General features: G+C 63.4%; 6 protein-coding genes and 1 pseudogene. 3 read left to right on the top strand and 4 right to left on the bottom strand.

The annotated features are described in order from the left end of the window. Positions 1–627: pseudogene (locus AX703_RS04390) on the top strand (methylase); the annotation flags it as partial. 16 nt (positions 628–643) lie between these two features. On the opposite strand, the gene AX703_RS04385 reads toward AX703_RS04390, so the two are convergent. Then, positions 644–1915: a Y-family DNA polymerase gene (locus tag AX703_RS04385; protein WP_062342894.1), complete on the bottom strand. Its 1272-nt coding sequence runs from the start codon at positions 1913–1915 to the stop codon at positions 644–646. Then, positions 1915–2364 carry a LexA family transcriptional regulator gene (locus AX703_RS04380; RefSeq protein WP_231735377.1) on the bottom strand — a complete coding sequence of 150 codons (450 nt, stop codon included), beginning with the start codon at positions 2362–2364 and terminating at the stop codon, positions 1915–1917. The genes AX703_RS04385 and AX703_RS04380 overlap by 1 nt, the downstream gene beginning before the upstream one ends. Before the next feature lie 110 nt (positions 2365–2474). On the opposite strand from AX703_RS04380, the gene AX703_RS04375 reads away from it, so the two are divergent. Beyond that, on the top strand, positions 2475–3068 hold the full coding sequence (locus tag AX703_RS04375) for a hypothetical protein (protein ID WP_062342890.1): 594 nt from the start codon (positions 2475–2477) through the stop codon (positions 3066–3068). A gap of 7 nt (positions 3069–3075) precedes the next feature. On the opposite strand, the gene AX703_RS04370 is transcribed toward AX703_RS04375, so the two are convergent. Beyond that, entirely contained in the window at positions 3076–3831 is a 756-nt protein-coding gene (locus tag AX703_RS04370; protein WP_062342888.1) for a hypothetical protein, read from the bottom strand. Further along, positions 3825–4850: a hypothetical protein gene (locus tag AX703_RS04365; protein ID WP_062342885.1), complete on the bottom strand. Its 1026-nt coding sequence runs from the start codon at positions 4848–4850 to the stop codon at positions 3825–3827. The genes AX703_RS04370 and AX703_RS04365 overlap by 7 nt, the downstream gene beginning before the upstream one ends. A 243-nt stretch (positions 4851–5093) precedes the next feature. On the opposite strand from AX703_RS04365, the gene AX703_RS04360 reads away from it, so the two are divergent. Further along, a partial coding sequence (locus tag AX703_RS04360) for a ParB/RepB/Spo0J family partition protein (protein ID WP_062342883.1) occupies positions 5094–6805 on the top strand: 1712 nt, incomplete at its 3' end.

Here is a 6805-nt window from a genome sequence, read left to right as displayed (position 1 = left end):
CTCGGCATCGCGGCGCCCTCGCACATGGACGAGGAGGGCCACATGATCCGCCGCTACGAACTCGTGCGGCCGCTGCGCAGCGAGTACCTGCGTGCCGACCGACTCGACGAGTCCGCTTGGGAGCCTGTTACCAAGTCCACGTTCAGTGCGCTATGGGAGGAAGAATACTCCGCCGACGAGAGCCAGCTTGTCACCGAAACCATCTATCTGGCGACGGGGCTGCTGCTGCCGATCTGGGGCGCGCTTCCCAAGGAGGACCTCACGGTCAACCGCATCGTCGACAAGTCGGGTGCCTCTTGGCTGGGGCGCCACGTCCACGACCTATACGTCGATGCGACCCTCGAGAAGCTTGGGGTTGCCCGCAAGGCGCAGACCGATCCGACCAAGATTGCTGCTGCCATTCTCGGCGGGGGGACATGGAAGGCGCCGCATCCCCTCAATTTCACGATCCGCACAGCCCGGGTGAACGGTTCCCGAAGGATCGAGATCGTCGATGCCGAAGCCGCGCGCATTCCCGAGCTCAAGGCCAAGGGCTGCTTCACCGAGATCATCGCCTACAAGACACGAGTGTTTGTGCCCCTCGACCGGGCCGAGGCGATCATCTCCGGCATTGCCGGGCGGGCCTGACCTGAATTGACGGACGTTAGGCGATGCTGGCCGAGGGGATATCCGTCCAGCGCGTGGTGAAACTCGGCGACAGATTATCGCGCCGCATGCGCCATTCGCCGTCCTTCTGGGCCAATCCCAACCTTGCCGCGCCGCGCCCATAGCGGGCGTTGATCTTGTCGATCGCGCTCATAAGTCCGTCGTCAGGTGCCTCGATCCTGTCGAACAACGAGGCGGGCGCGGCGCCCGGCATGCCGAGATCGAGCAGCAGCACGCCAGCCTTTCGCCAGCCATAGCCCTCACGCCAGATGCGCTCGAAGATTCGCAGCACGGCGCCGGATATCTCGCGGGTATCCGACGTCGGCCGATGAAATGTCGCCGAGCCCGACAGCGACTTCTGCGGCGCATTTTGCGCAAAGGGATCGGTCCGGATGAACAACTGGACTGCGCCGGCTACTTGCCCGGCATGACGCACCTTTTCGGCGACCCTTTCGGCAAAGCTCATCACGGCATCATGGACCTGACCCTTGTCACGGATCGCCGCGCCGAATGTTCGCGAGCAGCACGTTGTCTGCCGGGGCGGGGGCTGGTCTTCGAGGGCATGGCAAACGAGGCCGCGCAGTTCATGGACGGTGCGCAGGCCGACCACGCCCATGCGTTGCCGGACCCAGCCATCGGGCGCGTTGGCGAAATCGTGAGCTGTGTGAATACCGCGCTCCTCGAGCATCACCGTCCAGCGCCTGCCAACGCCCCAGACATCGCCGACCGAGGTCTTGCGCAAGGCTGGCTCGATCCACGCAGGATGATGGACAAGATCAAGCACCCCGCCTGCCTTGGACGATTTCTTGGCCAGGCGGTTGGCGAGCTTGGCCAGCGTCTTGGTTGGGCCAACGCCGACTGAAACCGGGATGCCAGTCCACCGGGTGGTTTGCTCGCGCAGTCCCCGGCACCAATCGGTGAGGCTGGGTACGGCCAACTGGTCGAGATCGAGGAAGCACTCGTCGATACTGTAGATTTCATGGGCGGGGGCGTTCGAGCCCAGCACGGTCATCACGCGCTCGGAAATATCGCCGTAGAGCGCGTAGTTCGAAGAGCAGACGGCAATGTCATGCTGCTCGACCAACTGACGGATCTTGAACATCGGGGCGCCCATGCCGATGCCAAGCGCCTTGGCCTCGTTCGAACGCGCAATGACGCAGCCATCGTTGTTCGAGAGGACCACAACCGGTCGCTTCCGCAGGCGAGGCTGAAACAGCCGCTCGCAGGATGCATAAAAGTTGTTGCAGTCGACCAGCGCGAAGGTGGCCATCAGCGGCCACAATGGCGCCGGATACTCGTGGTGACGACGCCCCAGATCTCGCAGTCGTTCTCGCCAATCGGCAGCGTGGGAAAGTCCAAGTTCTCGGCTGCGAGATGCCATTGCCCCGCGACCTTCTTCAGGCGTTTGACGGTCAGGTCGCCGTGGAGAATGGCAATGACGATGTCGTCAGGCTGCGGGCTGATCCCGCGATCGATGACCAGCAGATCGCCATCGAATATCCCGGCATCGCGCATCGATTCCCCGGCGGCGCGGACGAAAAACGTGGCCGCGGGCCGGCGGATCAAATGCTCGTTGAGGTCGAGCTTGCCCTCGATATGATCGTCCGCAGGACTGGGAAAGCCCGCCGGAACCTGCGTTCCGAACAGCGGTAGTTCGAGTTTGGGCGGGCAATCGACAAGGCGCAGCACGAGAATTGTTCCAGATACCAGAGGGAACATAAAAAGAACAGGTGCGCCGTGATTCGTCAACTCACGCGAGCACGCTCCGGTGAGCCGAATGTGGTTTGCAGCACTGGCGAGAGCCTTCTGACTGACCTAAAGGCCCCGGAATGTCGGCAATCAAAGATATCGCGCAGTTGGGAAAACTTGTTGCGGCCCAGCATGGCTGGCCCGCCGCCAAGGCCTTCAAGTCTTATGAGATGAACGATGCCGATCGCGAGGCATTGTCACACTGCGCCATTGATCTGCTCAAGGTTTTTCCGTCCATCCCCGGCGCCTGCGCGCTGATGAGCGCGGCATTGGCAGTCGGGCTCGAGCGGCAGATGGCTGCGCCGATCCATGTCGTTGCCGGAACCCTGGCGGTGGACGGCGAGCCCGTCTTCGGAGACCGGCAGCCCTTTGATGGCCCGCAAGTCTTCAGCGCCTCGGACCCCGACTGGGACGGCCACGTATGGGTGATGGCCGGCCCCTATGTGGTCGATATCTCGATTTTTCGGACCGCCTACTCGAGGCAAGGACCAGCAAAGCTCGCCAAGCATATCGATCTGGCCTTCGGTCCCAACAAGGGGCTGTACGTTGATAGCTGGAAGCGGACGTCGCAGCTCGGACTCAGTTATGAACCGCAATATGTCCTGAGCGCGGACGAAGTCACCCGCCTGATGGGCGGCGCGTTCCACGTCATCAAGCAGACCAAGCCCGCCTGACGGTTGCTCAAAGCTGGTATGCGGCGCGAAGGCGCGCGGCGACGTCTTCGCGCGTCATGTTCACCTTGAATTGCCTAGGATCGAAGTCGTCCTCGATCGCCGCGTTGTCGACAAAGGCCCGCATATCGTCCGCGACGGGGCCGGGCAGAGCGCATCGGGCCTCCTGGCTCAACAGTTGCAACAGCCGCGCGACATCGTTGCGGTGCTTGCGGATGTTCCTTTCGTCGACTTGGCCCCCTTCCGCGCGTTGGCGGGTAAGATCGAGCCAGGCACGGGCCTTGAACGGGATGATCGCTGCCTCATCAAGGACCGGGATGCCGCCGGCTTCGCGCACCATCGACTTGAGAAACTCATAGTAGCTCTCGTCGAGGAGGATGGCGGATAGGCTGGCCGCGGCCTCATCGATGGGGAGCGGCGTCAGGTGGGCGTCGTCGCCCAGTTTCAGGCCTTCGGGCGCGCGCGAGAAGAGCTCGAGCATGGCGGGATATCCTTCAGCCTTCGGCTTCTGGAAGCGATAAAGGACCTTTGCGCCTTCGCTGCTCTGCCTGATTTCGTAGTCGCCCTCCTCGACAAAAGCCCAGAAGCGTGCCGCAAAAGCGCTGTCCAGTGCTTCGACCACCAGGACGATATCGAGATCCTTGGTGGCGCGAAAGTCGAGCCCAACTTCGTCCATGATCAATTCGCAGGCGGCCCCGCCGATCAGCACATATTGGTGCTCGTGGCCCGCAAAATGCGCCCGAAAACGGTCGACCCCGATCACCATGCAAATGTCTCCAACAGTTCTTCTGCCGCTTGCGCAACGCGTTCGTCCGGGCTGCCTCGGACGCTGAGGTACAGCGAGAGGCGATCGACAACGCCATTGCTGGCGAGAATTCGGGGGTCGTAGGTCCATGTCTGGACCTCGACGCGCACGTCATCGAAGGCGGTGGCAGGCCGCAAGGACTGTGCCGCCTGCAGATTCTTCCAACTGGCAGCCAGAATGGCCCTTGTCTCGAGGCGCGGCGGAGCCAGCATGGTGTAGCGAGCAAGCGCGGTTGTCCCAGCAAGGGGGCCGATCACTTCACCATCCGGGGCGCAGACCTCCCGAACCTTGCGCACCGGCGACCGGAGCTGTGCCTGCACAGTGTCCCAAAGCTCCCGGCCGCGCCTAGCCATGTGCAGACGGCGCTGCCGACCGACATGGTGTGCCTTCGCCAATTGGAGCGCCTCGAGCTCATCCAGAGTGCGGCTGATGCTCATGATCGAGACATGCAGCTCGTCCGCAAGTTCGGTGAGGTTCAGGCCATCCAAGGTGCGGCCCTGCATGACCGCCAGCAGGAGAAATTGCGTCGTTGGGCTGATCTGCTCGGCGTGATCGGGCGCGAAAGCAGGCGCGCGCTCGCGCAGGTCGAGGAACACTTCGGGGACATAGAGCTGCGCGCCAGGTGCGATGAAGCCGATTTTGCGCTCCATCATCTGGCGGCGGATCGCGCCCGGCACGCGGCCCAGCAGCAGGAGCACCAGGTCGGCCCCGAGTTGGTGGCGAACCATCTCTCGGTGCTTCAGGTACTGCGCCGTTGCGCCAGATCCGGGCGGCAGGATTTCTCTGACGGCCATGAGCAGCAACGCACGGCCGTCTAGCGAGCCTTGCCAAATCGCGTAGCGATCGAGGATGAAGTGCGGCAGATTGGTGGGTGCTGCGGGCACGAGGGCAAGCCGCTGTCCGAACGCGTCCTCGACGTACGCTTCGGCAGCTTCCGCGAGCGCTTCCAACCGCGCCTCAGGAACCCTTTCTAACACCACTCGGCTTATTTAACATCACTAATATTAAATGTCCATTACGATGTTAGATGGGTTGCAGGTGGTGCCCATGCTGCCTCTCCGTGAGGCATAAATTCAGCATTTATGCCTCACGGCACCAAGCCGACCCCATGAAGACGCGCCGTCGCGCTTAGGAGTTCGGGCATTCCTGAAACCATGAGGGGAGGGGGGCTGGAAGGGGTGAGCCGAAGGGCTCGGCCAAGTCCGGCTTTCAGGAGCACCCCCATGAACGACATCGAGTTGATCCCGCTCGGCAAGCTGCGCTTGTCCGAAGCCAACGTCCGCAAGAACGACAGCAACCTCTTCATCGAGGAACTGGCTGCCAATATCGAGGCCAAGGGCCTCCTCCAGAACCTTATCGTCGTGCCCGCCAAGAAGCGGGGCATGTACGACGTCACCGCGGGCGGCCGCCGCCTGCGCGCGCTCAACTTTCTGCTCGGCGCGGGCAAGCTCCCCAAGGACCATCCCGTTGCCTGCCGGGTCCTCGACATCGATGCGGCCGAGCAGTCCGAACTCTCGCTGATCGAGAACGTCATCCGGCTCGACATGAAGCCGACCGATGAAATCCGCGCCTACAAGCACTTCGTCAACGAGGGCAGCGACCTCGACGCGATCGCCAAGCGGTTCGGTCGTACCCGCCGGTTCATCGAAGGCCGCCTGCGGCTCGCGGACCTCGCCGATCCGATCTTCGCCGCGCTCGAAGAAGGCAAGATCACGCTCGATGTCGCCAAAGCCTATGCAACGACGCCCAACCATGATCGCCAGATGATGGTGTGGAACGAACTGTCGAACAGCTGGCAGGGCAACAACCCTGATTCCATCCGCCGCATGGTGACGCACAGCGCGATCCGCTCGTCTTCGCCGATGGCGAAGCTCGCCAGCGAAGCGGAATACCTCGCCGCCGGCGGCAAGATCGAACGCGACCTCTTTACCGAGGATGGCGGCGAGACCTGGATCGATGCCGAGATTGCGCAACGCATTGCCGGGGAGAAGCTCCAGGCTTTCGCGGCCGAGGTCGCCGAAACCTCCGGCTATGCCTGGGTGCGCCCGATCCTCGAGACGCGTGTCACCTACAACGCGACCGAAGACCTCCACCAGGTCCATCTCGAACCGGCGCCGCTCACCGACGAGGAACAGGTCGAGGCCGACAAGCTCCTCGAGACGATCTCGGCGCTGGAAGCTGAAAGCGAGACCCTCGACGAAGACGACGAGGCTGCCGCCGCCGAGTTCCAGAGCCGCTGGGATGCCGCGAGCAGCGCCTACGATGCGCTCCACGACAAGCCCCCGGTGATCCCCGAGGAGATGAAGGCGAACGTCGGTTGCTTCGTAATCATCGGCGCCGACGGCCAGCCCAGGGTCGCGAGCGGCCTCTACAGCGACAAGCCGCTCGAACGCCGCAAGGCACGCGGGTGCGACGCGGGCGAGGGCGCCAGCGGGGCAGCAGGGGAGGGCGGCTCCGCCTCGTCCGCACCCAAGCCGCTCTCGCAGAAGCTGGTCGAGGAACTTGCCGTCCAGCGCCGCGACATTCTCGCGATCAACCTTGCGTCCAATCCGGCGATCGCGCTCGACTACCTGATCTTCGCTATCGCCGACTCCCGCGCGCTCTACAGCGCGCAGGCGCTCGGAACGACGCTGCGCGCGCCGTCGCCCTCGCTCTACCTCGCCAATTACCCCGAAAGCCCGGCGCATACGCTGATGGCCGACATGCGTGAGACGCTCGACCTGTCGTGGACCGAGCATCGCCGCACGGTCGACCGGTTCTCGGCGTTCAGCGCGCTCGACGACGATGCCAAGGCAAGCTGGCTGGCCTGGTGCATGGCAAAGACGCTTGAGGCCAGCATGGGCATCGACAAGAAGGCGGGCCAGTCCGGCCCCGAGCCCATCGACCTGCACGATCATCTCGCTGCCCTGATGGGGATCAACGTCGCCAGCCACTG

This window comes from Novosphingobium sp. CCH12-A3 (genome assembly GCF_001556015.1).
In the GTDB taxonomy this organism is placed as follows: domain Bacteria; phylum Pseudomonadota; class Alphaproteobacteria; order Sphingomonadales; family Sphingomonadaceae; genus Novosphingobium; species Novosphingobium subterraneum.
Note: the sequence above shows the minus strand (reverse complement) of the source record. Positions and strands in the feature narration are given on the sequence as shown.

Coding starts and splice junctions, on each gene's coding strand:
- AX703_RS04385 (WP_062342894.1), bottom strand. CDS start 1,915: ATGGCCACCTTCGCGCTGGTCGACTGCAACAACTTTTATGCATCCTGC.
- AX703_RS04380 (WP_231735377.1), bottom strand. CDS start 2,364: ATGTTCCCTCTGGTATCTGGAACAATTCTCGTGCTGCGCCTTGTCGAT.
- AX703_RS04375 (WP_062342890.1), top strand. CDS start 2,475: ATGTCGGCAATCAAAGATATCGCGCAGTTGGGAAAACTTGTTGCGGCC.
- AX703_RS04370 (WP_062342888.1), bottom strand. CDS start 3,831: ATGGTGATCGGGGTCGACCGTTTTCGGGCGCATTTTGCGGGCCACGAG.